Origin of the sequence: Pseudonocardia sp. EV170527-09 (assembly GCF_008369905.1) — a bacterium.
In the GTDB taxonomy this organism is placed as follows: Bacteria; Actinomycetota; Actinomycetes; order Mycobacteriales; family Pseudonocardiaceae; genus Pseudonocardia.
This window is the reverse complement of record NZ_VRMC01000030.1, coordinates 37,888-61,493: the sequence shown is the minus strand read 5'-3', so window position 1 is coordinate 61,493 and position 23,606 is coordinate 37,888. Positions and strand designations below refer to the sequence as shown.

The window sequence follows — 23,606 nt, the reverse complement described above, 5'->3', positions numbered from 1 at the left end:
GGACCCTGGCCGACGGCTGGGCCTACGCCCGACTCTATGAGTCGACCCGCCAACGCAACGACGCCCTACCCGGCTGGCTGCACTTCTACAATCACCACCGCGCTCACTCCGCCATCGGCGGCCAGCCACCAGTCACCAGGCTGACCAACCTCCCTGGACATCACATCTAGAACAGCTGCGAGAGGACTGGATACAAGACGATCGACTCGATGCACTGCTCCTCTCCTGGCGGCGTCGTCGCAGCGTAGCAGCCCTGTGTCGAACGTGTGTGCGAGGGGTCGGATCAGGTTCGGAAGGCGGCCAGAGCGTCGGCCGTGCCGGCCAGCCCGTGCCGGCGCACCCGTCCGGCGGGCTCCCCGACGACGCGGGCGAAGGCCCGCGCGAACGCCGCCTCGGAGCGGTAGCCGAACCGGTGGGCCGCCTGCGCCACCGTCCCACTCCCCCCAGACAGGAACTCGGCGGCCGCGTGCATCCGCCACCGGGTCACGTAGCTCATCGCGGGCTCGCCGACGAGCTCGGTGAACCGGGCGGAGAACGCCGAGCGCGACATGGCCGCCGTCGCGGCGAGCGCGGCGACGGTCCAGTCCCGCTCCGGCTCGCGGTGCACCGCGGCGAGCGCGCGGCCGATCCGGTCGTCGGCGAGCGCCCCGAGCCAGCCGGTGCGGGTGGCCGCGTCGGCCTGCAGCCGGCCGCGCACCGCCTGCAGGACCAGGACGTCGGCCAGCCTGGTGATGACCGCGTCGCTGCCGGGGCCGCCGTGCTCGACCTCCGCGGCCAGCAGCCGCAGCGTGTCCTGGACCCGGTCCCCGACCGGCGACGGTTCGACCCGGACGAGGTCGGGCAGGCTCGCGACGAGGTCGCCCGCGGCGGGGTGGGAGAACCGGACCGCGCCGCACACCATCCGGGTCACCGGACCGTCGCCGCCGTGCCGGAGCAGGGCGTAGCGCCCGTCGAGCATCGGGTGCGGGATCGACCGGATGTCCGGGGCGAGCACGCCGGGCGCGCTGCGCAGCACGTGCCCGGTCCCCCGCGGCACGACGACGAGCTCACCGGGCCGCAGCTCGCGGTCGGTCCCGCCCGCCGCCCCGCCGGCAGCGCCGTCGGCAGTGCCCTCGGCAGCGCCGTCGACAGCGCCATCGACGGTCAGCCGGCATCCGCCGGAGGTGACGACGTGGAACCAGAGACAGCCCGGCGTCGCCGGCAGCGTCATCCCCCACGGTTCGCCGAGCTCGGAGCGGCAGTAGAAGACGCCGTCCATGCGCAGCACGTGCAGCGCCTCCCCGAGCGGGTCGGCGGCCGGGAACGGCGGCGCGGTGGACACGGTGCACAGCATGACAGTTCGTCCACAGCTCATCCCCACCTGTGGGCGGATGAGCATCGTTTGTGGACACACAGCCATTCTGCGTCCGCTCATCGGCGGTGATCGTGGACGGACACCGACGAGAGGAGTTCGACATGATCACCGTGCTGGGGGCGACCGGGAACGTGGGATCACAGGTCGTCCGGGAGCTGATCGCGGCCGGGGTGGACGTCCGCGCCGTCGCCCGCCGCCCGGCCGTCGCCGCGCCGGGGGTGCGGCCGTGGCCGGGTGACCTCGGCGACCGGGCGTTCCTGCGCCGGGCGTTCGACGGAGCGGCCGCCGCCTTCGTGCTGCTGCCCTTCGACGTCAACGCGCCCGACCACGCCGCCCACCAGGCCCGGCTCGGGGAGTCCGTCGTCGCCGCCCTGCGCGACGCGGCCGTGCCCCGGGTCGTCGCGCTGAGCTCGCTCGGGGCGGAGGTCCCGGGCGGCCCGGACCTCGCCGTGACCGGCTACCTGGGCAGCCTGCACGACCAGGAGGACCGGCTGGCGACGCTCGACGGCCACGTCACCCGGGTCCGGCCGGGCCTGTTCCTGGAGTCGTTCCTGTGGTCGGTCGCCATGCGGGCGCACGGCGTGCACGCGGACTCCGTGGACCCCGACGTCGCGCTGCCGATGGTCGCCACCCGCGACGTCGGACAGGCCGCCGCCGCGGCGCTGCTCGCCCCGGACGCACCGGAGGTCGTCGAGGTGCAGGGCGCCGCGGACCGGACGGTGCCCGACGTCGTCGCCGCGCTCGGGCCCGCGCTGGGCCTGCCGGACCTGACCTACGTGCGCGTCCCGGACGAGGAGATGGAGCAGCTGCTGCGCGGGGCCGGGATGCCGGCGGACGGGGCGCGGCTGCACGTCGCGATGAACCGGGCGTTCAACCGCGGGGAGATCCGCGCGCACGGGCCGCGGGGCGCCGTCGACGACGTGCTGACCGTCGAGCAGTGGGCAGCGGGGGTGACGCGATGACCGGGTTCCTCGACGGCGCCGCCGCCACCGGGGCGGGTCTGCTCGGCGGGATCTACCTGGCGTTCTCGGTCGCGGTGCTGCCCGCCCTGCGCCGTCGTCCCGCGGCGGAGGCGGCCGCAGTGATGCGTCGGGGTGAACCGGGCGATCGTGAATCCGCTGTTCGGGACGCTGTTCGCCGGCACCGCGCTGCTCGCCTGCGCGGTGACGGTGACCGGTGTGCTCGGCGGGCAGCCGCTGCGGATCGCCGGCGGGGTCGCGGTGCTGGCCGGCTTCGTCGTGACCGCCGCGGTGAACATCCCGCTCAACAACGCCCTGGAGCACGACGGCGACTGGGTCGCCTTCGCCCCGCGCTGGAGCGCCGCGAACCACCTCCGGGGGATGGTCTCGGCACTCGGCGTGGCCCTGCTGCTGCTCTGAGTCGAACGTGTGTGCGACATCTCGGGGACCCGCCTGGCGCCGGCCGGGGAGGGCGGGGCACGCTGGTCGCCGCACCCGCTCCCCCGGGTGCGGACCGGCCGTCGTCCGCGACGGCTCCGCGACGACGACCGGGGGAGCATGAACACCCACGAACGACGACGGCTGGCCGCCCTGCGCACCGACCGCGAGACGGTGCTCGCCGCCGCGGCGGCCCTGCGACACGAGGCCGTACAGGCGCACTACGCCGGGCTCAGCCGTCCCGAGATCGCGTTCGGGCTCGCCTCCGTGCTGGAGATGCTGGCGCTGCGGATCGCCGACCAGCCCCCGGACATCCGCGCGCACGTCGTGCGGATCGCCCGGGAGATGGCCGGCGACACGATGGACTCACCGACGGTCCGGCGCACCCGTCGCCGGTGATCCACCGGAGTTGTCCACAGGTGTGTGCACAGTTGGGGACGGATCGAACCGGTGTTCGATCAGGATCTAGCGGACGCCCTCCATCAGCACCTTCAGCTTCGGGACGAGCGCGAGCACCACGATGCCGACGACGATCGCAGCGGCCCCGGTGATGCCGAAGTACGCGGCTTCGTTCTCTTCGCTGTAGAAGTCTGCCAGGACTCCGGCGAGCACCGTGCCCATCGAGACCGATAGGAAGAACAGGGCCACCATCTGGGTGCGGAACGCGGCCGGAGCCAGCTTCGTCGACAGCGACTGACCGACCGGCGATGTGAAGAGCTCGCCGATGCAGAACACCAGAAGGATCCCAGCGACGGCCAGCATCGGGGTGCCGTTCGCTCCGGTACCTGCCAGCGGCACGAACAGCAGGAAGCCGACACCGATGATGATCGTGCCGATCGCCATCTTCGCCGGCGACGCCGGCTGACGCGGGCCGAGTTTGGTCCACACCGTCGCGTAGACGCCGGCGAGCAGGATCACGAAGACCGGCTCGATCGACTGGGCCCAGGTCACCGGCATCTCCCAGCCGAGGATCGTGCGGTCCAGACGCTTGTCGGCGTAGATGGTGAGCACGGTGAAGATCTGCTGGAAGATCGCCCAGAACATCACCGAGGCGAGCCACATCGGCAGGAACGCCAGCACCCTGCGGCGCTCGACGCGGTCCACCTTGGGACTGGTCAGCATCAGCGTGAAGTAGGAGACGGTCGCGACCAGGACGATTCCGAACACGATCCACTTCAGCCGGTCGGCGGTGATCACGTCGGTGGCGATCAGGACACCGATGACGACCAGCAGCACGACCGCGCCGATCCCGGCCCGGGTCCGGGTGGCGGCCGGGAGCGGGTTCGGGACGACCCAGCCCGACGCCGGGAGCGCGCGCCGGGTGAACCAGTACTGGACCAGTCCGATCGCCATGCCGACCGCAGCGGCACCGAAGCCGATGTGGAAGCCCCACGTCGACTGCAGCACGCCGGTGAGCAGCGGCCCGCTGAAGGCGCCGATGTTGACGCCCAGGTAGAAGATCGAGAACCCGGCGTCGCGACGGTCGTCGCCCGGGCCGTAGAGCGAGGCCAGGATCGTCGAGGCGTTCGCCTTGATCCCGCCGCTGCCGAACGCGACCAGCACCAGGCCGATCGCGAGCCCGGCCGCACCGGGGACCAGCGCCAGCGCGATGTGTCCCGCCATCACGGAGACGGCGCTGCCGAACAGCACCCGCTCGGGCCCGAAGAGCCGGTCGGCGGACCAGGCCGCGAGGATCGTCGAGAGGTAGACGGTGCCGCCGTAGGCACCGACGATGCCCGCCGCCACCCCCTCGTCCAGCCCCAGGCCGCCCTGGGTGACCGAGTAGTACATGTAGATGAGCAGGATCCCCTGCATGCCGTAGAAGGAGAACCGCTCGAACATCTCGACGCCGAAGAGCGTCGCGAGCTGGACGGGGTGGCCGAGAAAGGTCCTCTCCCGGCGCTGGGGTGTGGTCGTGGTGTCGGACACGCCGTTCGGTCTACTCCGCGACGCAACGATCGTAAAGCGCTTGACCGGTGACCGTCACCGCATCGCGACCCGTCAGAGGGACGCGGGCCCCTCTTCCGGGACCATCCCGATCCGGTCCGCCACGGCGGCCATGACGTCCTGGACGGCGACGGTGTCCGCCAGCGGCATGACCGGGCTCTCCGTCTCACCCGCCGCGACCCGCCGGGTCACCTCCTCGATCTCGTGGCTGTAGCCACGCCCGGTGGACGGCAGCACGAGCTCCTCCGGGTCGGCGCCGTGCCGGTGCACGACGATCCGGTCCGGGTGGTGGAACCGCGGCGGGACCTCGATCCAGCCCTCGGTGCCGATCACCCGGGCCGAGCCGGGCATCGCGCACTGCAGGCTGACCTGCAGCGCGGCGCTGCGGCCGTCGGGCCAGCCGAGCAGGATCGACTCCTCCAGGTCCACACCGGACGGGGTGAGCGCGCCGCTCGCGGCGACCGTGCTCGGGCTGCCGAGCAGCATCTGGGCGAAGGAGACCACGTAGACACCGAGGTCGAACAGGGCACCGCCGCCCAGTTCCGGGGAGAAGAAGCGGTCGTCGTCGGCGGTGCGGTTGCGCACGCCGAGATCGGCCTGCACGGAGCGGACCTCCCCGATCGCGCCCTCGGCGACGAGCTCGCGCAGCCGGACGACGGCGGGGAAGAACCGCGTCCACATCGCCTCCATCACGAACACCCCCCGGTTGCGGGAGGCCGCGGCGATCTCGCGGGTCGCGACGGAGCTGACGGTGAACGCCTTCTCCACCATCAGCGCCTTGCCCGCCTCGATCGCGGCCAGGGCGATCGCCCGGTGCTGCGGGTGCGGGGTCGCGACGTAGAGGACGTCGACGTCCGGGTCGTCGAGGATCGCCCGGTAGCCGGTGTGCACCCGCTCGATCCCGTGCCGGCGGGCGAACTCCGCGCCGCGTTCCGCGGAACGTGACGCGACGGCGACGAGCTCGGCGCAGGGCACGTGCACGAAGTCCGGCGCGGCGGCGTCGGCGATGCGGCCCGGACCGATGATTCCCCACTTCACGCTCATGTCCCCGATCCTGCCCGGCCCCGGCGGGAAGTTCCCGGCGGCCGGCCGATGAGTCCGGTCACCGCGCCCGGTCCACCCCTTCGAACGGCGCCGGAGCCCCCGGGGCCAGATCCACACAGGAGCCCGCGATGCCGAACATGATCTTCGTCAACCTCCCGGTCGCCGACCTCGCCGCGGCGAAGGCCTTCTACTCCGCCCTCGGTTTCGGGCTGAACGAGCAGTTCTCCGACGAACGCACCGCCTCGTTCGTCGTCAGCGACGCCATCGTCGTGATGGTGATGACCCAGGACCGGTTCCGGGAGTTCACCGAGCAGCCCGGCGTCGCCGACCCGCGGACCGCCCGCGAGGTCATCACTGCCTTCGGCGTGGACAGCCGCGACGAGGTCGACCGGCTGATCGAGGCCGGTCTGGCCGCCGGCGGCATCCTGTCCGGCAAGACCGAGGACCACGGCTTCATGTACGGCCGCGGGATCGACGACCCGGACGGCCACCACCTCGAGTTCGTGTGGATGGACCCGTCGGCCGTCGCCGGGGAGTGAGCCCGGGTCAGACCGCGCGCAGCGGGCGCACCTTGCGGACGAGTCCGTCGATCGCGAGCGCGTAGCCGTCGATGCCGAACCCGACGACGATCCCGGCCGCCACCGGCGAGACGAACGAGTGGTGCCGGAAGGTCTCTCGACCGTGCACGTTGGAGATGTGCACCTCGACCGTGGGGAGCTCGGCGCCCTCGATCGCGTCGTGCAGCGCGACCGAGGTGTGGGTGTAGGCGGCGGCGTTGAGGACCAGGCCGATCGCGTCGCCGCGCTTCACCGCGGTACCGGCCTCGTGGATCCAGTCGACGAGGACGCCCTCGTGGTTGGTCTGGCGGAAGTCCAGCTCGAGGTGGTGCGCGGCGGCCGACTCCCGGCACAGCGCCTCGACGTCGGTGAGCACGGTGGTCCCGTACACCTCCGGCTTGCGGGTCCCGAGCAGGTTGAGGTTCGGGCCGTTGAACACGAAGACGGTGGTCACACCCGCGATCCTCTCAGCCGCGCCAGCCGGGGCGGACCAGACCCGACTCGTAGGCCAGGACGACCAGCTGCGCGCGGTCCCGTGCACCCAGCTTGGTCATCGTGCGGCTGACGTGGGTCTTCGCCGTCGTCGGACTCATGTGCAGGCGGGCGGCGATCTCGTCGTTGGACAACCCGGCCGCGACCTCGGCGAGGACCTCCCGCTCACGGTCGGTGAGCTCGTCGAGCCGGACGGCGCCGTCGGGGCCGCCCCGCGAGCGCGCCGCGAACTCGGCGATCAGGGTGCGGGTGACCGCCGGGGCGAGCAGGGCCTCCCCGCCGTGGACGACCCGGATGGCGTGGATGAGGTCGGCCGGTTCGGAGTCCTTGACCAGGAAGCCGCTGGCGCCACCGCGGATCGCGTCGAAGACGTAGGAGTCGTCGGTGAACGTGGTCAGGACGACGACCCGGGTGCCGGCGAGGTCCGGGTCGCCGGTGATCTCCCGCGTCGCCGTGATGCCGTCGGTGCCGGGCATCCGGATGTCCATGAGCACGACGTCCGGGTGGTGGTCGCGGACCGCCGCGACGGCCTGCGCGCCGTCGGCGGCCTCGGCGACCACGTCCAGATCGGGCTGGGAGCCGAGCAGCGCGCGGAACCCGGAGCGGACGAGCGCCTGGTCGTCGGCGAGCAGGACACGGATCACCTGTCGGCTCCCGGGGTCGCGGGGTGGTCGGGGACGTGGCCCCGCGCGAGGAGGTCGGCCGGGACGGGATCGGCGGCGGGTTCGGCGGTGGCCGGATCAGCGATGGCGGGGCTGGTGGTGGCGGGGTCGGCCGGGGGTGCGGGCAGGTGGGCGTGCACCCGGAACCCCTGCTCCGGGCCCGGGCCCGCCGCCAACGTCCCGCCGACCGAACGCGCACGCTCGCGCATGCCGGTCAGTCCCGTGCCGTCCACCGCGCCGGGGGCGGGGCCGGCACCGTCGTCGTCGACGGTCAGGTCCAGGGCGTCGTCGCCGAACCGCAGCGTGACCACCGCGGTGCCCGCCCCCGCGTGCCGACGCGTGTTGGTCAGCGACTCCTGCACGATCCGGTACGCGGCCAGGTCGACCCCCGTGGGCAACGGCCGCGGGGTCCCCTCGGTGGCGCGCCGCACCGGCAGCCCCGCGGCGCGCACCTCGTCGAGCAGCGCGTCGAGCCGGTCCAGGCCGGGGGTGGGCGCACGCGGGGCCTGCTCGTCGACCCCACGCAGCACCCCGAGGGTGGAGCGCATCTCGCGCAGCAGGTCGCGGCTGGCCCGTTTGATCTCGGTGAGCGCGGTGCGGGCCTGCTCCGGGTCGTCGTCCATCAGGTAGAGCGCGACCCCGGCCTGCACGTTGATCAGGGAGACGTGGTGGCCCAGCACGCCGTGCAGCTCCTGGGCGATACGCAGCCGTTCGGCGTCGGCGCTGCGCCGACGCTCGGCCTCGGCGGCCCGCCGGGCCTGCGCCGTGCGCTCGCGCCGCACCCGCCACAGGGCACCGGCCGCGACGAGTGCCGCCAGCCAGGCCAGCACCGGGGCGGTCGCCGGCCACGGGATCGGCCGCCCGGCCACGAGCAGCCACCCGGCCAGCACCGCCGCCGCGACGACCACCACCGCGAGGGCCCGATGATGGCGTCCCGCGGCGACCGCGGACACCAGCGCCACGGCGAACGCGAACCCCAGCGGCCCCGTCAGCGGATACCCCAGACCCAGGTAGACGACGACGGCGGCCGCGCACACCGCGAGCGCCACGACCCGGTTCAGGTGCCGGAACAGCAGCGCGACCGGCCCCGCCGCGAGCAGCACGACGGCGAGCACGTCGAGCGGGAGCGCCGTCGTGCCCGGGTCCGGGTACCGCGCGCTGCGGGCGACGGTGAACGCCGTCCCGCCCGCGGTGAGCAGGCCGACGACCAGGGCAGGGACGAGGACCCGCGCGATCGGACCCCACATCGGACGTCGGTCGGCGGGCACGCGGGACACCATAGACCGGGGCACCGACAGCGGGCGTCGTCCGGACGATGACCGGTGCCGTACACCCGAGGGAGTACGCGGACGGGCGTTCCTCCCCCGGTGGCGGCAGCGGGATCGGCCACCGCGGGCGGACGCGCGCGACCCCCGGCACCGCGACGCTGGCCGTCATGACAGCGACTCCGGACACCCGTCCCGCACCCGGACCGGACAGCACCCCGGTACCGGCCACGCCCCTCCCGGCCGCGGCCACACCGGCCACGCAGGGCCCGGCGACTCCGCTCCGGTCGGACGCCGTGCTCGCCTCCGACTCCGAGCGCGAGCACGTCACCGCCCGGCTGCGGACCGCCGCCGCCGAGGGGCGGCTGACCCTCGCCGAGTCCGACGAGCGGCAGGCCGCCGCCTACGCCGCCCGCACCCGCGACGAGCTCGTCCCGCTGCTCTCCGGGCTGCCCCGCCCGCCGCGGCCGCGGCACCCCCGGCGTGGTCCGCTCACTCCCCGCGCTCGGCGCAACCTGCGCATCCACGCCGGGGTGACCGTCGTCGTGCTGCTCCTGCTGGTCCTGGGCGCGGTGCTCGGGCCGGCGCCGCTGTTCGCGCCGATCGGGCCGGCGTTCTGGCTGGGACTGATCCTGTTCGTGCACTCCCGGCGGGCCGAGCGCGAGGTCTCGCCGGACGAGGAGCTGCCCGAGGAGCTGCGGTGACCGCCGTCGCCGAGCAGGCCGGGCGGACGGTGCACGTACTGCTCGCGGTCGTCTGGACCGGCAGCGATTGACAGGCAACCAAATAGTTGCATAATTGGCCGCGTGACCGACCTGGACGCCGTCTTCCGCGCACTCGCGGCCCCGACGCGACGGCGCATCCTCGACCGGTTGCACGAGCAGGGTGAGTCGACGCTCGGCGCGCTGTGCGAGGGGTTGGACATGAGCCGCCAGGCCGTGTCCAAGCACCTCGCGCAGCTGGAGGCCGCCGGACTGGTGACGACCCTGCGGCGCGGCCGGGAGAAGCTCCACCACCTCGACCCGGTCCCCATCCAGGAGATCCACGACCGGTGGATCGGGAAGTTCGAGCGCAGCCGGGTGCAGGCGGTCACCGCCCTGCGCGCGGCGCTGGAGGAGAACGATGAGTGAGCGTCGCTACGTCTACACGACCTACATCCGCAGCACCGCCGAGCAGGTGTTCCGGGCGCTGACCACGCCGGAGTTCACCATGCAGTACTGGGGCGGCGCGGAGCTGACCTCGGACTGGCGCGTCGGGAACCCGCTGGAGGCGATCCACCCCGACCACGACGACTTCATCGGCGAGATCCTCGCCGTCGAGCCGCCGCACCGGCTGTCCTACACCTTCACCGGCCGCGCCGAACGGGCCGCGGGGCGGCCGCCGACCGTCGTCGAGTTCGCGCTCTCCCCGTTCGGCGACGAGGCGGTCAAGCTGCAGGTCGTCCACACCGGTTTCACCGACGACGAGCAGGGCGCACGGGACGCCCGTGACGTCGGTGAGGGCTGGCCCGCGATCCTGTCCGCGCTCAAGACGCTGCTGGAGACCGGACGTCCGCTGGCCTCCCCCGGTCACTTCGCACCACGGACACCGGCGGCGCCTGCGCGGTGAGGCCACGCACGGACCTGCTCACCGTCGGTCCGGGCCGCCGATCGGGCCCGGCGACGCCCGGTCCCGGTGGCCGACGGGCGCCGTGAGCGACGGTCTCAGCGGCCGAGCAGACGGGCCCACCAGCCCCCACGGGACCGCGGTCCGGACTCCGACACGGTGCCGAGCCGTGCCGCGTCGGAAGGAGCAGCGGGCCGGGCGGCGGCGCGGCGGCGTTCCCGGGCCGCGTGCCACCGCGCGACGACCTCGTCGGCGTCGAGCCTGCGGATCGGGACGCGCGGGCCCATCGGGTGGCGCATGTGGTCGACGACCCGGGAGTTGACCTCCTCGACGTGCTCGCGCACGCGGCGCTCGTCGACGAAGCGGGTGACGGTCTCGTCGATCCGGTCCAGCTCCTTGCGCAGCTGGAGCGACGGCGGGAGCAGCGCGTCACCCGGGACGCCCTCCCGCTCCAGGTAGCCGCGGATCCACCAGTTCTCCTCGACCGGGCCGATCCGTCCCGCGCCGGGCAACGGCTTGCCCTTGCCGGGCAGGTCGTCGAAGTCGCCCCGCTCGACGGCCTCCCGGATCGCCCGGTCGACCGGCGACTCGAACCGCGGGTCCACACCGTTCATGGCTGCACCACCCCACCGCGAGGGTACCGGCGGGCACCGATTCCTGTCGGTGCTCGGGTGCACACTCCCGGCCATGACGACGACCTCCTCGACGACTCCCTCGACCGATCGTTCCCGCGCCCTCGACCTGGCGCGCCACTACCCCGGCCGGCGGGCCGGGCACGTCGCGGCGCAGCAGCGGAGCGCGGGGTTCCCCGACCGCAACTGGCGCCTCGGGGCCGACGGGGAGCAGCGCACCGCGCACCTGCTGACCGCGCTGACCGGCCGGACCCGACGGGATCGGCTGCTCGGCAGGCCCGCGGCGTGGCAGGTCCTGCACTCGGTCCCGCTCGACGGCGGCGCCGCCGATCTCGACCACGTCCTGATCGGGCCGCCCGGCATCTGTGTCATCGACACCCGCCATCACCGCGGCCGCTCCCTGCTGCTCGACGGAGAGCGGCTGGTCGTCGCCGGGACGGCCACGGACGCCGTCCCGCGGGCCCGGGCCGAGGCGCAGCGGGTCCGTGAGCTGCTGCTCCCCCGTCTCGGGCCTGCCGCCGCCTCGACGCCGGTCCGCCCGGTGATCGCGCTGGTCGGGGCGCCGCTCCGGGTGCGCCGCTGGCCCGACGACGTCGTGGTCGCCACCGAGGGCGCGCTGGTGCACGCCCTGCGCGGGCTGACCGCGGTCCTCGGCCCGTGGGAGATGGACCGGATCCACGCCGTGGCACGGCGCCCGGAGAGCTGGGGGTGAGGCGTGCGCCGGGTCACGGCGCCTTCCCCGCGCGGGGACGGATCAGCATGCTCTCCCGGTGACCTCGACCGCACCGGCCCGGACCGGGCTGCACCGTGTCCCGATCCCGGCGGACGTCGCGCCGTCCGGGGTGGCGGCGGCGGTGCGCCGGCTCGCCCACCGGCCGCGGCTGGTCGCCTTCGGTGGGAGCTGGTCCTGGGGGGCGCTCGTCGCCACCGACCCGGTGCTCACCGCGCCGGCCGGGGCCGACCCGTTCGCCGTGCTCGACGCGCCGCCGCGGTCCGCGGGTCCGCAGGCGACCCCGGGCGCGCCCCGGGACGCAGGGGCGGACACCGGAACCGGCACAGGGACCGACGCAGGGATCGACACGGGGATCGACACGGCTGTCGGGGGTGGCTGGTTCGGGCTGCTGGACCACGCCCCGCCCGGCGTGCGACCGACGGCGGCACTGTCCTGGTACCGCGACGTGCTGCGCCACGACGGCGAGCGCTGGTGGTTCGAGGCGCTGGTCGCCTGCGGCGCCCCGCTGCCGGGCCTGCCCGACCACCCGGGCGCGGTGCACCCCGACACCTGCTCGGCCGAGCGCCGGTACGCGCGGCTGTGCGCCGACCTCGCCCGACCGGCGCCGGAACGGACGGCCCGGATCGCGGTCACCCGATGGCCCGACCGGGACGCGCACCTGGCCGCGGTCGAGCGGTGCGTCACCGAGATCCGGCGCGGCGAGATCTTCCAGGCCAACATCGCGACCCGGCTGGAGGTCCGGCTCGACGGCGACCCGCACGAGGCGTGGGCCCGGCTCGTCGAGCCGGTCGCGCCCGCCCGTGCCGCGCTCGTCGTGACGCCGGAGCGGGCGGCGGTGGGCGCGAGCCCGGAGCTGTTCCTGCACCGTGCCGGCGACCGGGTCACCACCGCGCCGATCAAGGGCACCCGGCCGCGCACCGGCGGCGTCGGCGACGACGCCGAACGTGCCCGGCTCGGCGCCTCGGTGAAGGACGCGGCGGAGAACGTCATGATCGTCGACCTGATGCGCAACGACCTGGCCCGGGTGGCGCGGCCCGGCGGGGTGCGGCCGGGGCGGCTGCTCGCCGTCGAACCGCACCCGGGGGTGTGGCACCTGGTGTCGCGGGTGCACGCGACCCTGCGCGAGGACGTCACCGACGCCGACCTGCTCACCGCCACGTTCCCGCCGGGTTCGGTCACCGGGGCGCCGAAGATCCGGGCCTGCGAGGTGATCGCCGACTGCGAGGACGGCGACCGCGGACTGTTCACCGGCGCCGTCGGCGGGGTGAGCCCGCTGGCCGGGCTGGAGCTGAACGTCGCGATCCGCACCCTCGACCTCGGCCCCGCCGGGCCCGACAGCAGCCGCACCGGCCGGCTCGGGGTCGGCGGGGGCATCACCGTCGACTCCGACCCGGCGGAGGAGTTCGGCGAGGTCCTGACCAAGGCGGCCCCGGTCCTGGCCGCGCTCGACGGCCCGCCACGGCCGGTCCGGCCGCACGTCGGACGGCCCGCCGACCGGGCAGCGGGCCTGTTCGAGACGCTGGCCTGCGTCGACGGCCGGGCCCACCGGGTCGGCGAGCACGCCGCCCGGCTGCGGCGCTCCTACCTCGCGGTCACCGGCCGCCCCCTCGACGCGCGGATCGAGGCCGAGGTCGCCGCGGCCGTCGCGGAGACTGCCGGGCACCACCGGGTCCGGGTCGAGGCGGCGCCGGACGACCCGTCACGGCTCACGGTGCACGCGGTCCCCTGGCCCGGGCCGGTCGCCCTCGACACGCAGGGCGGTGTGGTCGCCGTCGTCCGGCGCAGCGCCGACGGCGAGTCCCACAAGTTCGCCGACCGACGGTGGCTCGACGCCCACGAGGCCACGACGGCGGGCGGGGACGGCACGCCGCTGCTGTGCGACCCGACGGGGCTGGTGCTGGAGACGACGCGGTCCGCCGTCGCCGCCGTGCACCGCGGCCGGCTGTGGGTCCCCCCGCTCGACGGCCGCATCCTCCCGGGCACCGGCCGACGCGCGTTGCTCGACCTGGTGGGCCCCGACGCCGTGCGCATCGCGCCGCTGCCCCTGGCCGCGCTCGCCGAGGCCGACGGGTTCCTGCTGGTCAACGCGCTGCGCGGGGTGCAGTGGGTGCGCCGGGTCGACGACGACGGCCGCACCGTCGCGGGCTGGGACGGCCCGGATCCGCTGACCCGCCGCCTCGCCGAGGCCCTGTCCCGGTGACCTGTCGCCCCGGGGCGGCGCCGGGCAGGATCGGGTCGTGAGCACCGACCGGATCGCCACCGAGCTGCGCCGCCCCCTGCGCTGGGTACCGCCGCTCCCGCTGCACCGCCCCCGGTTCCTGCGCCTGCTGCAGCGACTGTCCCGGCGCGGCAGGCCCGCCGCCGTCGACGGGGTCCGGTCGACCACGCATCCGGGCCCACCGCTGCTGCGCGTGCACGTCCCCGACCACCGCACGACGCCCGCGGCACTGCTGTGGTTCCACGGCGGCGGCCTCGTGCTGGGCTCCGCCATGATCGACGACGAGCGGTGCGGCGAGCTGGCCGCGGAGCTGGGGATCGTCGTCGTCTCGGTGGACTACCGGCTCGCCCCCGGTGACCCGTTCCCGGCCGCGCTCGACGACTGCCACGCCGGCTGGACCTGGCTGCGCGACGCCGCCGACCGGCTGGGGATCGACCCGGCGCGGATCGCCGTCGGCGGGGCGAGCGCCGGGGGCTGCCTGGCCGCCGCGCTGGTCCAGCGCCTGCACGACGAGGGCGGCCCGCAGCCGGTCGCGCAGTGGCTGGTCTACCCGATGCTCGACGACCGCACCGCCGCCCGCCGCGAGCTCGACCGGCCCCCGCACCGGGTGTGGAACAACCGCAACAACGAGGTCGGCTGGCACGCCTACCTGGGGCGCCCGCCCGGGACCGGCGAGCCCGCCCCGTACGCGGTGCCCGCCCGTCGCCCCGACCTGTCGGGGCTGCCGCCCACCTGGATCGGCGTCGGCGACGTCGACCTGTTCCACGACGAGGACGTCACCTACGCGCGGCGGCTGCGCGAGGCCGGGGTGCCGGTCGAGCTCGACGTCGTCCCCGGCGCCCCGCACGGCTTCGACGGCTGGGGCAAGGGCATCGCGATCGCCGACGACTTCACGGCGCGCTCGGTCGCCTGGCTGCGTGGCGCGCTCGGCGGCTGACCACCCGGCGAGGTCCGGCAGCAGCGCGACCGGCTCGCGGACCGGTTCTGCGGGACCAGGCCGCCGACGTCGACGCCACCCTGCGTGTCCTCGCGGCGATGGTCGCCGACCTCGCCGAGATCGAAACCCGGTGGCGGGCATTGACCCCCTCGGCCCCGTGACGCACGATCCGACCGAGATCGACCCCTCACCACTGGCGGTGCCCACGCATGTCCGACACGTTCACCTTCTCCGGCCGCGACGGCACCGCCGTCACCGCCTACCGCTGGCTCCCCGGCGAGGCGGGCGACCCGGTGCGCGGGATCGTCCAGATCACCCACGGCATGGGTGAGCACGCCCTGCGCTACCTCCCCCTGGCCGAGGCGCTGACCGCCCGCGGCTTCGCCGTCTACGCCCAGGACCACCGCGGCCACGGCGCCACCGCGGGCGGGCCCGAGAACTTCGGCGTCCTCGGCGACGACGGCTGGGCCCAGCTCGTCACCGACATCGGGCTGCTGTCCGCGCACGCCCGCACCGAGCACCCCGGCGCCCCGCTGGTGCTGCTCGGCCACAGCATGGGCTCGTTCGCCGTGCAGCAGTTCCTCGTCGCGGACGGGACCCCGCCGGACGCGGTGGTGCTCTCCGGCACCGCGCTGCTCGACCTCATGGAGCAGGGGCTGGACCTGTCCGCGCCGCTGGACCTGTCGTCGTTCAACGCGCCGTTCGAGCAGCGCACCGGCTTCGAGTGGCTCAGCCGCGACCCCGCGCAGGTCGACGCCTACGTGGCCGACGCCCGCTGCGGCTTCGGCATCGACCTGCCCGGCACGCAGGCGATGTTCGCCGCCGGCCGGCCGCTCGGCGACGTCGCCACCCTGAAGCGGATCCCGGGCGGGTTGCCGGTCTACGTCGTCGTCGGGGACGAGGACCCGGTCAACGCCGGGCTGGCCCTGGTGCGGCCGTTGATCGAGCGCTACGCCGAGGCCGGGCTGCACGACGTCACGCTGAAGGTGTGGCCGGGCGCCCGGCACGAGGTGTTCAACGAGACCAACCGCGACGAGATCGTCGCGGACCTGCTGTCCTGGCTCGACCGCGTCGTCCCCGGGAAGCGGGACGCCTGAGGTGCGCGTCGACACCACCGGCGGCTTCTCCGCCTCCCCGCTCGAGACCGAGGCGGCCGCGGTCGCCGCGGAGACCGCGGGCTACGACGCCCTGTCGGTCCCCGAGACCGCGCACGACGCGTTCGTGTCGCTGGCGCTGGCCGCCCGGGCCACCAGCCGGATCCGGCTGCAGTCCGCGATCGCGGTGGCCTTCGCCCGCACTCCGATGACGCTGGCCTACCAGGCCAACGACGTGCAGCTGCTCTCCGGCGGCCGGTTCGATCTCGGGCTGGGCTCGCAGGTCCGCCCGCACATCGAGCGCCGGTTCGGGATGCCGTGGAGCCGCCCCGCGGCCCGGATGGAGGACTTCGTCTCCGCACTGCGGGCGATCTTCCACGCCTGGGCCACCGGGGACCGGCTGCACCACCGTGGCGAGTTCTACTCCCACACCCTGATGACCGAGTTCTTCTCGCCGGGGCCGAACCCGCACGGGATGCCGCCGGTGATGCTGGCCGCGGTGGGCGAGCGGATGACCGAGGTCGCGGGCCGGGTCACCGACGGTCTGCTGGCGCACTCGCTGACCTCGCCGTCGTACCTGGCGGAGGTGACGCTGCCCGCGCTGCGCCGTGGGCGGGGCCGTGACGACCTCACCGGCTTCGATGTCTGCCTGCCGGTCTTCACCGTCCTGGGCGCCGATGCCGACGCCCGGGCCGCGGCCGAGGCCGGGGTGCGCCGTCAGATCGCCTTCTACGCCTCCACCCCGCCGTACCGCCCGGTGCTGGAGCACCACGGCCGCGGGGCGCTCGCCGACGAGCTCAACGGACTGTCGCGCCGGCAGGCCTGGGACGAGATGGCCGGCCTCGTCGACGACGACCTGCTGGACCTGTTCGCCGTCTCCGGGGACCCGGCCACGGTCGCCTCCGGGATCGCGGACCGCTACCGGGACCTCGTCGACCGGGTGTCGCTCTGCACCCCCTACGACGCCGACCCCGCCCTGGTGCTGGACGTGGTCACCCGGCTGCGGGCGACGTGAGCACGCACCCGGAGATCCGGGAGGGGGTCCGCGCGGTCTGCTCCGGCTTCGGGCCGGAGTACTGGCGCACCTGCGACCGCGAGCACCGGTTCCCCCAGGAGTTCCACGACGCGATGGCCGCCGGCGGCTGGATCGGCGTCGCCGTCCCCGAGGCCTACGGCGGCGGGGGCGCCGGGATCTCCGAGGCCGCCGCCGTGATGGAGGAGGTCGCCGCGTCCGGGGCGGCGATGAACGGGGCCTCGGCCATCCACCTGTCGGTGTTCGGGATGAACCCCGTCGTGAAGCACGGGTCGGAGGAGATGCGGCGGCGCTACCTGCCCCGGGTCGCCGACGGGTCGCTGCAGGTCGCGTTCGGTGTGACCGAGCCCGACGCAGGCCTCGACACCACCGCGATCACCACGACCGCTCGCCGCGACGGCGACCGTTACCTGGTCCGCGGACGCAAGGTGTGGACGTCGAAGGCGCCCTACTGCGACAAGGTCCTGCTGCTGGTGCGCACCACCCCGCGCGCCGAGGTGGCGAAGCGGACCGACGGGCTGTCGCTGCTGCTCGCCGACCTGCAGCGCCCCGAGGTCACGATCACCCCGATCGACAAGCTGGGCCGCAACGCGGTCGTGTCCTGCGAGGTCGTCTACGACGACCTGCCCGTCGACGCCGCCGACCTGGTCGGGGAGGAGGGTCGCGGCTTCCGGCTCATCCTCGACGGGCTCAACCCGGAACGGATCCTGATCGCCGCCGAGGCGCTGGGCACCGGACGGGCAGCGCTCGCCGCCGCCGTCGCGTACGCGAAGGAACGCACCGTGTTCGGGCGGCCGATCGGGCAGAACCAGGGCATCGCGTTCCCGCTGGCCGAGGCGCACATGCGGCTGCACGCGGCGGCACTGGTGATCGCCGACGCCGCGGCCCGCTACGACGCGGGCGAGCCGTGCGGCGAGCAGGCCAACACCGCGAAGTTCCTGGCCGCCGAGGCCGCGTTCTTCGCCGCGGACCGGGCGGTGCAGACCCTCGGCGGGTTCGGCTACGCCACCGAGTACGACGTGAGCCGCTACTTCACCGAGGCCCGCCTGATGCGCCTGGCCCCGCTGCCGCAGGAGATGGTGCTCAACCACGTCGCCGAGCACGTGCTCGGGCTGCCCCGCTCCTACTGAGCCCGCACACGACGGCGGCCGGTGCCCCCGCGCAGGGGACACCGGCCGCCGGTCGTGCCGTGTACTACCGCAGGCCCAGCTTCTTGGAGCAGGCCGGCCACGCCTTCCAGCCCTGGGCCTCCAGGACGTTCTCGGCGACGCGGATCTGCTCGGACTTGCTGGCGTTGTGCGCCTTGCCCGACCCACCGAGGGCCTTCCAGGTGGACTGCGTGAACTGCAGGCCGCCGGAGAAGCCGTTGCCGGTGTTGGTGTTCCAGTTCCCGCTGGACTCGCACTCGGCGAGCTTGTCCCACGTCGAGGTGGAGACGGACTGCGTCGGCGCCACGACCGCCGCGGGAGCGACCTGGGCCGAGGTCTCGGGGGCGGCCGTCGCGGGCCCGGCCAGGGCGAGCGGAGCGCCGAACGCCAGGACACCGGCGACGAGAGTTCCGACGAAACGCCCACGGATGGACATGCGAGTGCTGCTCATTGTTGATCACCTGAGGTCCGGACCCACGGCTTTCCGGGCGGGCCGGTCGCGCGGGGAGCGCAGTGCCGGTGTCGACGCGAGGGGACTCGCGGCCCGCGGCCCCGTCCCGGTCCGTGCAGATCGACTGGCCGGGGACCGCGGGACGGGGCCGTGGTGGCGTGGGCGGTTCCGGCGCTTCGGTGCAGCCCGGCCCAGTGGACCGGAGCGACCACGAAGGTCGCCGACCGGCCGAGATCAGGTCAAGCGGATGACCGGTGACGTATCACACGACGATAACGGCACAGCACATCATCGCAGCTCAGAGGAACTTTCTGCCGATCACGGAACCGACCGGAAAGGCATCGATACTTTCGATCCGGAGATGTTCCACCGGTCTCAACGGCGCTGTACGCCCTCTGCCCGGCGCAGGGTGAACACCGCGATCCGCACGACCATCGCGTCGAGCAGCAGACCGCCGAACGACCACGCGTCGAGCCAGGCGGTCCAGTTCGTCCCCTGCGCGACGGCGAGGAGCCCGGGCACGAGGAACAGCGCGACACCGAGCCCGCCGGCGACGGCACAGGCGAGCAGCGCCGGACCGTCGGCCCGGCGCAGCAGCAGGAGCAGCGACACGACGGCGGCCGCGGCCACGAGCCCGTCGAGCCCGGCCAGGACCGGCCCGGTGGCGCCGAACGCGAGCCGGACGTGCACGGCCGCCGAGAGCACCAGCAGCACGGTCAGGATCCGGCGTCCGGTCACCAGGCCGCGGTCGTCGCTCATGGGAACATCCTCGCCTACCGCACCCGCAGCACCAGGAGGCGGCAGTCGACCTGCTGCCCGGACCGGTAGGGCGCGACCTCGATCGAGACGGCCTCGAAGACGTCGGCGGCGGCGAGCCGGTCGACCTCGGCACGGTAGCCACCGGACTCCCAGACGTCGTCGAGGACGGTCGCGACCAGGTACCCGCCCGGCCGCACGACCCGGGTGAACTCGGCGAGCGCCGAGGGCCCGACGTGGGCGTGGGTGAGCGTTCCGACGCAGACGACGACGTCGTAGGAGTCGTCGGGCAGTGCCAGCGCGGCGGTCAGGTCGGCCTCGCGCAGGTCCCGGTACGCCCCGGTGGAGCGGGCCCGCTCCAGCATCCCGGGCGACAGGTCGATCCCGTCGACCGTGGTCGCACCGCGCTCGCGCAACGCGACGCCGACGAGCCCGGTGCCGCAGCCGGCGTCGAGGATCTCGCCGTCGGGGCCCGCCGCCGCGACGACGGCGTCCGCGGTGACCGCGGGCGCGACGTAGCCCTGGGCCTCGCCGGAGAGGTCGGCGTCGTAGGTGGGGGCCCACTCGTCGTAGAGCGCCCGGGCGTCGGCCGGGCCGCTCAGCGAGTAGGCGCGTTCCAGATGGGGGTCGCCCCCGGTGCTCGTGGCCATCGCCCGATCATGGTGGACGGCCCGTGGGCTGTCATGCGCGCCCGAGCAACCCCCGGCGCGGCGGGTCGGCGGCGAGCAGCGAGAGCGCGCACAGCGCGCCCCAGCCGGCGGCGACCATGGTCGCCTTCTCCCGGGCGTCGCGGTCGGGGAGCTGCGAGCCCAGCACCACGAGGTCGACGACGTCGGCGCCGACCCGCACTGCGATCGCGGCCTTGAGCGGGGTGCCGGCCGGGGCCAGCGCCATGGCCAGGCCGGACGCGAGGTCGCGCCCGCCGACCGCCCGCGCGAGCAGCGTGGTGCCCGCGGACGGGGTCCGGCCGCCGCCGGACAGCTTCGTCGGCGACAGCAGCACCTCCGGCTTCGCGGCGACGGCCGCACCGTAGGCGGCGGTGGCGGCGCCCAGCAGGCGGGGGATCCAGGTCAGGTCACGACGGGGCATGCACCCGGTGTACCCGTTCCGCAGCGGTTCTCGCCCACCCACACGGACCGGCGACCGAGCGGCCGGTGAGCGTGCCGAGTGCGAGCAGGGCCCCCACGGCCCGATCACCCAGATCGGCCAGAAGTGGCCCCCGCCCCCGCCCAGCGCGACGGCGGCCCAGATCGTCAGGACGATCACCACGACCCCCCCCCGCTCGGATACCGAAACTATCCACTATCCGCATCGGGACTGCACGTCAGAGCTCGTCGAGGAAGGCCAGTGCCGCCTCCGCCGAGGTGCGCCGCCAGGCGGCCAGCATCCGGTCGAACTCGTCGCCGTCCCCCGCCGCTGCGGCCCGGTCCTGTTCCGCCCGCAGCGCCGCGACGATCGGGGCCAACTCGCGGCGCTGGGCCTCGACCAGCGCGGTCGCGTCCCGGCCGTGCCGGTGCAGCACCGCCAGCTTGAGCAGGAACTCCGAGCGCAGGTCCCGCACGTGCGGCACCGGGATGCCCAGCCAGGCGTCGACGTGGCCGCGGCCGACGGGGGTGGCGGCGTAGAGGGTGCGGGGCGGGCCGCCCTTGGTCTCGACGGCCTCGGCGGTGATCAGGCCGGCGTCGACCAGCCTGCCGATCGCCCGGTAGACGACCGGGCGCGGGATCTGCCAGACCCGGCCCAGCTCGCCGTCGGCGGCGGTGAGCGCGGCGACGGCGAAACCGTGCACCGGGCGCTCGCCGGCCACGGCCAGCACGACCCACTCGGCGAGCCCGAGCCGTGGAAGCATCGGGCCAGCGTAGGGCCTCAGCGGTGGACGGCCGCCTCGTTCCCCGCATCCCAGGAGAAGCCGCGATCGTAGAGGAAGCGCAGCTCCGGGTCGCTCTCCAGCACGAGCCGCTGGCCGTCCCCGGTCAGCTCGACCCGGCCGTCGGACCGGGGCGTCCAGGTCAGCTCGGCGGTCCGGACGGCGGGCTCGGCCAGGGAGGTCGCCCCGGACTGCGGCGCGTTCCACTCGACCCGGATCGTCCGGTCGCCGACGGGCCGCCAGGTCCCGCGGACGACGGTGCTGTCGGCGAGCCGCACCGAGATCCCGGCGGAGCCGGTCTGCGGGTAGCCGGGTACCGGGAGCGGCGGGCCGACGTAGGTCCACTGCCCCACGGCCACGTGCTGCCAGCGGCGGTCGTCGGCGAGCTGCGCGGCGGGGGCCGTCGGGTCCTCCACCACCCGGTAGACCCCGGCGAGCGCGATGTCGGAGCGCTGGAACGGGGGCTGGAACTGCTGGAACAGCGCGCCCTGCGCGGCGATCAGCACCAGTCCGAGCACCGGGACCAGCCATCGGGTCACCCGGCGGACCCGCGGCCACGGCAGCAGCCGCGGGGACCCCTCGGTCGCCGCCGTCGGACGCCCGGCCAGGAACCGGACCACCCGTGGCAGCTCGGGGGCCGCGACGAGCGCGAACCCGACCGTCAGGGCGAGGGCGAGCTGCTTGACCGGCACGTCGTAGGTCATGTTCAGCAGGAAGACCGTGCCGAGGGCGACGGTCCCGAGCAGGCCGCCGATCCAGGCCGTGCGCCGGAACACCAGCAGCAGCACGACGACGAGCTCGGCGAACCCGGCCAGGAACTGGATCACCGGGGAGTAGGCCATGAACCCCCACAGCACCCCCATCGGGCTCTTCTCGCCGGTCATGACGAGCGCCTCGGAGTAGTCGGCCCGGCCCATCTGGGTCAGGGTGAGCTTGGACCAGACGTAGGGCTGCATGAGCAGGATCAGGACGAACCGCAGCAGCGCGTGCAGCGCCCACCCCACCCGGTTCCACCACGGTCGCGGCGCCGCCGCCTCCGCCGTCCCGGCCGCCGCGGCACCGTCCACAGCGTCCTCCCGCCGCACCGCGGCGTCCCCCCTCGTCCCGGTCATGGGCCGACGGTAGGGCGCCACGGCACGGTCGCGGATCCCTCGTCCGACCGATCCTCGGCGCCCGGCACTCCTCCGCGGGTGGGAGATGTGACGCACAGCCCGTCGATGCATCGCGCAACCATCCATGGGTATACACATGTCGATGCGGCCGTACGACCGCCCGCAGCTCGCCGTGGCACCGGCGCCCGGCCACACCCGAACCACGGCGTCGGCAGCGACGCCACGAGGAGGAACCGTGCCCACGACCGTGTCCGCCATGAAGACCGCAGGCCCGAACAAGCCGTTCGAGCGCGGCACCATCGAGCGCCGCGACCCGCGGCCGCACGACGTCGTCATCGACATCGCCTACGCCGGGATCTGCCACTCCGACATCCACCAGGCCCGCGACGAGTGGGGCGAGGGCATCTACCCGATGGTCCCCGGCCACGAGATCGCCGGAGTCGTCTCGGCCGTCGGCGACCAGGTCTCGCGCTACGCGGTCGGCGACCGCGTCGGCGTCGGCTGCTTCGTGGACTCCTGTCGCGAGTGCGAGAACTGCCTCGCCGGTGAGGAGCAGTACTGCCTCAAGGGCGAGGTGCAGACCTACAACGGCCGGCAGTACGACGGCGAGCCGACCTACGGCGGCTACTCGACGCAGATCGTGGTCGACGAGAACTACGTGCTGCGCATCCCGGACGGCGTGGAGCTCGACGTCGCCGCTCCGCTGCTGTGCGCCGGCATCACCCTGTACTCGCCGCTGCGCCACTGGAACGCCGGCCCCGGCAAGCAGGTCGCGATCGTCGGCATGGGCGGCCTCGGCCACATGGGCGTCAAGATCGCCGCCGCGATGGGTGCCGAGGTGACCGTCCTGTCCCGCACGCTGTCCAAGCAGGAGGACGGGAAGCGGCTCGGCGCGGACCACTACTTCGCCACCGAGGACGAGAGCACGTTCAGCGAGCTGGCGGGCCGTTTCGACCTGATCGTCAACACCGTCGCCGCGCAGATCCCGGTCGACGCCTACCTCGGGCTGCTCAAGCTCGACGGGACGATGGTCAACGTCGGTGTGCCGGAGGGCCCGCTCTCGTACCACGGCTTCTCCCTCGTCGCGAGCCGCAGGAGCCTGGCCGGTTCGAAGATCGGCGGCATCCGCGAGACCCAGGAGATGCTCGACTTCTGTGCCGAGCACGGCTTGGGCGCCGACATCGAGACGATCTCCTGCGACCAGGTCGACGAGGCCTGGGAGCGGGTCGTGCGGGGCGACGTGCGCTACCGCTTCGTGATCGACACCGCGACGTTCTCCTGAGCGCTGTCAACCCGGTGGGC

28 protein-coding genes are annotated in these 23,606 nt (G+C 74.3%); 15 read left to right on the top strand and 13 right to left on the bottom strand.

Annotated features, from left to right (window positions below; genetic code table 11):
- Positions 1-170, top strand: a 170-nt coding sequence (locus tag FVA95_RS12050) for an integrase core domain-containing protein (RefSeq protein ID WP_149663856.1), incomplete at its 5' end; no start/stop codon positions are given.
- Positions 171-283: 113 nt separating this feature from the next.
- On the opposite strand, the gene FVA95_RS12045 is transcribed toward FVA95_RS12050, so the two are convergent.
- The gene (locus tag FVA95_RS12045; protein ID WP_149664289.1) at positions 284-1,321 is read right to left on the bottom strand and encodes a cupin domain-containing protein; all 1,038 of its coding nucleotides are present in this window, start codon (positions 1,319-1,321) and stop codon (positions 284-286) included.
- A 134-nt stretch (positions 1,322-1,455) separates the two neighbouring features.
- Here FVA95_RS12045 and FVA95_RS12040 point away from each other — a divergent pair, with 134 nt between their 5' ends.
- From FVA95_RS12040 to FVA95_RS12030, 3 genes are all read left to right on the top strand, one after another.
- A complete protein-coding gene (locus tag FVA95_RS12040; protein ID WP_149664288.1) occupies positions 1,456-2,316 on the top strand; it encodes an NAD(P)H-binding protein in 861 nt (286 codons plus the stop codon).
- A 147-nt stretch (positions 2,317-2,463) separates the two neighbouring features.
- The gene (locus FVA95_RS31995) at positions 2,464-2,733 is read left to right on the top strand and encodes an anthrone oxygenase family protein (protein WP_205015830.1); all 270 of its coding nucleotides are present in this window, start codon (positions 2,464-2,466) and stop codon (positions 2,731-2,733) included.
- A 9-nt stretch (positions 2,734-2,742) separates the two neighbouring features.
- Positions 2,743-3,150, top strand: coding sequence for a hypothetical protein (locus FVA95_RS12030; RefSeq protein ID WP_149664287.1), 408 nt, complete (start codon positions 2,743-2,745; stop codon positions 3,148-3,150).
- 66 nt (positions 3,151-3,216) lie between these two features.
- On the opposite strand, the gene FVA95_RS12025 is transcribed toward FVA95_RS12030, so the two are convergent.
- The gene (locus FVA95_RS12025; protein WP_149664286.1) at positions 3,217-4,680 is read right to left on the bottom strand and encodes a peptide MFS transporter; all 1,464 of its coding nucleotides are present in this window, start codon (positions 4,678-4,680) and stop codon (positions 3,217-3,219) included.
- A gap of 72 nt (positions 4,681-4,752) precedes the next feature.
- Positions 4,753-5,742, bottom strand: coding sequence for a Gfo/Idh/MocA family protein (locus FVA95_RS12020; protein WP_149664285.1), 990 nt, complete (start codon positions 5,740-5,742; stop codon positions 4,753-4,755).
- 128 nt (positions 5,743-5,870) lie between these two features.
- On the opposite strand from FVA95_RS12020, the gene FVA95_RS12015 reads away from it, so the two are divergent.
- A complete protein-coding gene (locus FVA95_RS12015; protein ID WP_149664284.1) occupies positions 5,871-6,281 on the top strand; it encodes a VOC family protein in 411 nt (136 codons plus the stop codon).
- A 7-nt stretch (positions 6,282-6,288) separates the two neighbouring features.
- On the opposite strand, the gene aroQ is transcribed toward FVA95_RS12015, so the two are convergent.
- The 3 genes from aroQ to FVA95_RS33690 are packed head-to-tail and all read right to left on the bottom strand — an operon-like array spanning position 6,289 to position 8,721.
- Positions 6,289-6,762 (bottom strand): type II 3-dehydroquinate dehydratase, encoded by a 474-nt coding sequence (gene aroQ / locus FVA95_RS12010; RefSeq protein ID WP_205015831.1) that lies wholly within the window; start codon positions 6,760-6,762, stop codon positions 6,289-6,291.
- Between the two features lie 4 nt (positions 6,763-6,766).
- Positions 6,767-7,435 (bottom strand): response regulator transcription factor, encoded by a 669-nt coding sequence (locus tag FVA95_RS12005; protein WP_149664283.1) that lies wholly within the window; start codon positions 7,433-7,435, stop codon positions 6,767-6,769.
- Positions 7,432-8,721: a sensor histidine kinase gene (locus tag FVA95_RS33690; protein ID WP_149664282.1), complete on the bottom strand. Its 1,290-nt coding sequence runs from the start codon at positions 8,719-8,721 to the stop codon at positions 7,432-7,434. Before FVA95_RS33690 ends, FVA95_RS12005 begins: the two co-directional genes overlap by 4 nt.
- A 167-nt stretch (positions 8,722-8,888) precedes the next feature.
- Here FVA95_RS33690 and FVA95_RS11995 point away from each other — a divergent pair, with 167 nt between their 5' ends.
- The 3 genes from FVA95_RS11995 to FVA95_RS32855 all read left to right on the top strand — a co-directional run bounded on the left by FVA95_RS11995 (position 8,889) and on the right by FVA95_RS32855 (position 10,326).
- The gene (locus tag FVA95_RS11995) at positions 8,889-9,422 is read left to right on the top strand and encodes a DUF1707 domain-containing protein (RefSeq protein ID WP_149664281.1); all 534 of its coding nucleotides are present in this window, start codon (positions 8,889-8,891) and stop codon (positions 9,420-9,422) included.
- A 102-nt stretch (positions 9,423-9,524) separates the two neighbouring features.
- Positions 9,525-9,848 (top strand): helix-turn-helix transcriptional regulator, encoded by a 324-nt coding sequence (locus FVA95_RS32860; protein ID WP_149664280.1) that lies wholly within the window; start codon positions 9,525-9,527, stop codon positions 9,846-9,848.
- Positions 9,841-10,326 carry an SRPBCC family protein gene (locus FVA95_RS32855; protein ID WP_149664279.1) on the top strand — a complete coding sequence of 162 codons (486 nt, stop codon included), beginning with the start codon at positions 9,841-9,843 and terminating at the stop codon, positions 10,324-10,326. Before FVA95_RS32860 ends, FVA95_RS32855 begins: the two co-directional genes overlap by 8 nt.
- 95 nt (positions 10,327-10,421) lie before the next feature.
- On the opposite strand, the gene FVA95_RS11980 is transcribed toward FVA95_RS32855, so the two are convergent.
- Positions 10,422-10,937 (bottom strand): DUF1992 domain-containing protein, encoded by a 516-nt coding sequence (locus tag FVA95_RS11980; protein WP_149664278.1) that lies wholly within the window; start codon positions 10,935-10,937, stop codon positions 10,422-10,424.
- Between the two features lie 73 nt (positions 10,938-11,010).
- On the opposite strand from FVA95_RS11980, the gene FVA95_RS11975 reads away from it, so the two are divergent.
- From FVA95_RS11975 to FVA95_RS11950, 6 genes are all read left to right on the top strand, one after another.
- The gene (locus FVA95_RS11975; protein WP_161992286.1) at positions 11,011-11,667 is read left to right on the top strand and encodes a nuclease-related domain-containing protein; all 657 of its coding nucleotides are present in this window, start codon (positions 11,011-11,013) and stop codon (positions 11,665-11,667) included.
- Between the two features lie 58 nt (positions 11,668-11,725).
- A complete protein-coding gene (locus FVA95_RS11970; protein WP_149664276.1) occupies positions 11,726-13,888 on the top strand; it encodes a chorismate-binding protein in 2,163 nt (720 codons plus the stop codon).
- Between the two features lie 37 nt (positions 13,889-13,925).
- A complete protein-coding gene (locus FVA95_RS11965) occupies positions 13,926-14,843 on the top strand; it encodes an alpha/beta hydrolase (protein ID WP_149664275.1) in 918 nt (305 codons plus the stop codon).
- A gap of 209 nt (positions 14,844-15,052) precedes the next feature.
- Positions 15,053-15,940: an alpha/beta fold hydrolase gene (locus FVA95_RS11960; protein ID WP_149664274.1), complete on the top strand. Its 888-nt coding sequence runs from the start codon at positions 15,053-15,055 to the stop codon at positions 15,938-15,940.
- 1 nt (position 15,941) lies between these two features.
- A complete protein-coding gene (locus FVA95_RS11955; RefSeq protein ID WP_149664273.1) occupies positions 15,942-16,952 on the top strand; it encodes a TIGR03617 family F420-dependent LLM class oxidoreductase in 1,011 nt (336 codons plus the stop codon).
- A complete protein-coding gene (locus tag FVA95_RS11950) occupies positions 16,949-18,100 on the top strand; it encodes an acyl-CoA dehydrogenase family protein (protein ID WP_020627417.1) in 1,152 nt (383 codons plus the stop codon). The genes FVA95_RS11955 and FVA95_RS11950 overlap by 4 nt, the downstream gene beginning before the upstream one ends.
- A 64-nt stretch (positions 18,101-18,164) precedes the next feature.
- Here the strand turns inward: FVA95_RS11950 and FVA95_RS11945 are convergent, their stop codons facing one another.
- The 6 genes from FVA95_RS11945 to FVA95_RS11920 all read right to left on the bottom strand — a co-directional run bounded on the left by FVA95_RS11945 (position 18,165) and on the right by FVA95_RS11920 (position 22,304).
- Complete coding sequence (locus FVA95_RS11945) at positions 18,165-18,569, bottom strand: transglycosylase family protein (RefSeq protein WP_304627179.1); 405 nt, start codon at positions 18,567-18,569, stop codon at positions 18,165-18,167.
- Between the two features lie 375 nt (positions 18,570-18,944).
- Positions 18,945-19,328 (bottom strand): hypothetical protein, encoded by a 384-nt coding sequence (locus tag FVA95_RS11940; RefSeq protein WP_149664272.1) that lies wholly within the window; start codon positions 19,326-19,328, stop codon positions 18,945-18,947.
- A gap of 14 nt (positions 19,329-19,342) precedes the next feature.
- Positions 19,343-19,975, bottom strand: a complete 633-nt coding sequence (locus FVA95_RS11935) for a class I SAM-dependent methyltransferase (protein ID WP_149664271.1) — start codon at positions 19,973-19,975, stop codon at positions 19,343-19,345.
- Between the two features lie 31 nt (positions 19,976-20,006).
- On the bottom strand, positions 20,007-20,414 hold the full coding sequence (locus FVA95_RS11930) for a hypothetical protein (protein ID WP_020627421.1): 408 nt from the start codon (positions 20,412-20,414) through the stop codon (positions 20,007-20,009).
- A gap of 235 nt (positions 20,415-20,649) precedes the next feature.
- The gene (locus tag FVA95_RS11925; protein ID WP_149664270.1) at positions 20,650-21,174 is read right to left on the bottom strand and encodes a PadR family transcriptional regulator; all 525 of its coding nucleotides are present in this window, start codon (positions 21,172-21,174) and stop codon (positions 20,650-20,652) included.
- Positions 21,175-21,191: 17 nt separating this feature from the next.
- Entirely contained in the window at positions 21,192-22,304 is a 1,113-nt protein-coding gene (locus FVA95_RS11920; RefSeq protein WP_149664269.1) for a hypothetical protein, read from the bottom strand.
- Between the two features lie 256 nt (positions 22,305-22,560).
- Here FVA95_RS11920 and FVA95_RS11915 point away from each other — a divergent pair, with 256 nt between their 5' ends.
- Positions 22,561-23,586 carry an NAD(P)-dependent alcohol dehydrogenase gene (locus FVA95_RS11915; protein WP_051050418.1) on the top strand — a complete coding sequence of 342 codons (1,026 nt, stop codon included), beginning with the start codon at positions 22,561-22,563 and terminating at the stop codon, positions 23,584-23,586.
- The last annotated feature ends 20 nt before the right edge of the window (positions 23,587-23,606 follow it).

Bases quoted from the DNA above. Each gene is read 5' to 3' on its own strand.
- FVA95_RS12040 (WP_149664288.1), top strand. From the start codon at position 1,456: ATGATCACCGTGCTGGGGGCGACCGGGAACGTGGGATCACAGGTCGTC.
- FVA95_RS12020 (WP_149664285.1), bottom strand. From the start codon at position 5,742: ATGAGCGTGAAGTGGGGAATCATCGGTCCGGGCCGCATCGCCGACGCC.
- FVA95_RS12015 (WP_149664284.1), top strand. From the start codon at position 5,871: ATGCCGAACATGATCTTCGTCAACCTCCCGGTCGCCGACCTCGCCGCG.
- FVA95_RS11995 (WP_149664281.1), top strand. From the start codon at position 8,889: ATGACAGCGACTCCGGACACCCGTCCCGCACCCGGACCGGACAGCACC.
- FVA95_RS32855 (WP_149664279.1), top strand. From the start codon at position 9,841: ATGAGTGAGCGTCGCTACGTCTACACGACCTACATCCGCAGCACCGCC.
- FVA95_RS11980 (WP_149664278.1), bottom strand. From the start codon at position 10,937: ATGAACGGTGTGGACCCGCGGTTCGAGTCGCCGGTCGACCGGGCGATC.
- FVA95_RS11975 (WP_161992286.1), top strand. From the start codon at position 11,011: ATGACGACGACCTCCTCGACGACTCCCTCGACCGATCGTTCCCGCGCC.
- FVA95_RS11960 (WP_149664274.1), top strand. From the start codon at position 15,053: ATGTCCGACACGTTCACCTTCTCCGGCCGCGACGGCACCGCCGTCACC.
- FVA95_RS11945 (WP_304627179.1), bottom strand. From the start codon at position 18,569: ATGAGCAGCACTCGCATGTCCATCCGTGGGCGTTTCGTCGGAACTCTC.
- FVA95_RS11940 (WP_149664272.1), bottom strand. From the start codon at position 19,328: ATGAGCGACGACCGCGGCCTGGTGACCGGACGCCGGATCCTGACCGTG.
- FVA95_RS11935 (WP_149664271.1), bottom strand. From the start codon at position 19,975: ATGGCCACGAGCACCGGGGGCGACCCCCATCTGGAACGCGCCTACTCG.
- FVA95_RS11930 (WP_020627421.1), bottom strand. From the start codon at position 20,414: ATGCCCCGTCGTGACCTGACCTGGATCCCCCGCCTGCTGGGCGCCGCC.
- FVA95_RS11925 (WP_149664270.1), bottom strand. From the start codon at position 21,174: ATGCTTCCACGGCTCGGGCTCGCCGAGTGGGTCGTGCTGGCCGTGGCC.
- FVA95_RS11920 (WP_149664269.1), bottom strand. From the start codon at position 22,304: ATGACCGGGACGAGGGGGGACGCCGCGGTGCGGCGGGAGGACGCTGTG.
- FVA95_RS11915 (WP_051050418.1), top strand. From the start codon at position 22,561: ATGAAGACCGCAGGCCCGAACAAGCCGTTCGAGCGCGGCACCATCGAG.